The organism is Rhizobacter sp., assembly GCF_031412495.1.
Lineage (GTDB): Bacteria > Pseudomonadota > Gammaproteobacteria > Burkholderiales > Burkholderiaceae_C > Schlegelella_A.
In genome coordinates this window covers 1-1,756 of the sequence record NZ_JANODC010000262.1, presented here as the reverse complement: position 1 = coordinate 1,756, position 1,756 = coordinate 1, and the positions used below count along the sequence as shown (strand labels likewise).

Below are 1,756 nucleotides of genomic sequence, written 5' to 3'. Positions count from 1 at the left end.
GGTCATCGACCACTCGGTGCAGGTCGACGAGTTCGGCACCGCCGAGGCGTTCCACGCCAACGTCGCGCTGGAGTTCGAGCGCAACACGGAACGCTACCAGTTCCTGCGCTGGGGCCAGACGGCACTGAAGAATTTCCGCGCCGTCCCGCCGGGTACGGGCATCTGCCATCAGGTGAACCTCGAGTACCTCGGCCAGACCGTCTTTTCGCGCGCCGATGACGACGGGTCGCGGCATGCGTACTTCGATTCGCTGGTCGGCACCGACAGTCACACCACGATGATCAACGGCCTCGGCGTGTTCGGCTGGGGCGTGGGCGGCATCGAGGCGGAAGCGGCGATGCTCGGCCAGCCGCTGTCGATGCTGGTGCCCGACGTGATCGGCTTCAAGCTCACCGGCAAGCTGCCCATCGGCGCCACCGCCACGGACCTGGTGCTGACCGTGACCGAGATGCTGCGGAAGAAGAAGGTCGTCGGCAAGTTCGTGGAGTTCTACGGCGCGGGCCTCAGCAACCTGTCGCTCGCCGATCGCGCCACGATCGCCAACATGGCTCCGGAATACGGCGCCACGATGGGCTTCTTCCCCGTGGACGCCGAGACGCTGAACTACCTGCGCCTGAGCGGCCGCAGCGAACAGCAGGTGGCTTTGGTGGAGGCGTATTCGAAGGCGCAGGGCACCTTCCGCACCGACGCATCGCCGGATCCCGAGTACACCGACACGATCGCGCTCGACATCTCGACCGTCGTGCCGTCGATGGCCGGGCCGCGCCGCCCGCAGGATCGCATTCCGCTGACCGAGTCGAAGGCCAACTACCGCACCAACCTCGCCGAGACGCTGGCCGGGCTGGCGACGCAGGCAGCATCGAGTGCCGCGGCAACCGGCACCGCCGTGATGGAGCCGGCGACCGCCACTGGTGTGACGGTGCACTACAAGGGCGAGACCTTCCAGCTCACGCACGGCGCGGTCGTCATCGCCGCGATCACCAGCTGCACCAACACCAGCAACCCGAGTGTGATGCTCGCCGCCGGCATGCTCGCGCGCGCCGCGGTGAAGGCGGGGCTGCGCACGCAGCCGTGGGTCAAGACGTCGCTGGCGCCGGGCTCGAAGGTGGTCACCGAGTACTTCGCCAAGAGCGGTGTCGACAAGTACCTCGACCAGCTGGGCTTCCAGACGGTGGGCTACGGCTGCACCACCTGCATCGGCAACAGCGGGCCGCTCCCCGAGGAGATCAGCAGCGCGATCGACAGCGGGAAGCTCGTCGCCACGGCGGTGCTGAGCGGCAACCGCAACTTCGAGGGACGCGTCAATCCGCAGACGCGCTTCAACTACCTCGCCAGTCCGCCGCTGGTGGTCGCCTACGCGCTCGCCGGCCGGATGGACATCGACTTCGCCACCGAGCCGCTGGGCATCGGTGATCGCGGGCCGGTCTACCTGAAGGACATCTGGCCGACGCTGCCGGAGGTGGAAGCCGAGGTGCTGGCGAGCGTCAAGCGCGAGCAGTTCGAGAAGGAGTATGCCGACGTGTTCGCAGGCGACGCGCAGTGGCGCGACCTGCCCACGCCGGTCGGCGAGACGTACACCTGGGATCCGGCCAGCACGTACGTCGCGCTGCCGCCCTACTTCGCCGGCATGACGATGACGCCGCCCGGCATCACGCCGATCAGCGGGGCGAAGGTGCTCGGCATGTTCGGCGACAGCATCACGACCGATCACATCTCGCCGGCCGGCAACATCGCGGCCGCGTCACCGGCGGGCATC

1 protein-coding gene is annotated in these 1,756 nt (G+C 68.1%); it reads left to right on the top strand.

The window, feature by feature from the left end; genetic code table 11:
* Positions 1 to 1,756: aconitate hydratase AcnA (gene acnA, locus AC30N0_RS10005; protein ID WP_489517774.1), on the top strand; the 1,756-nt coding region annotated here is incomplete at both ends.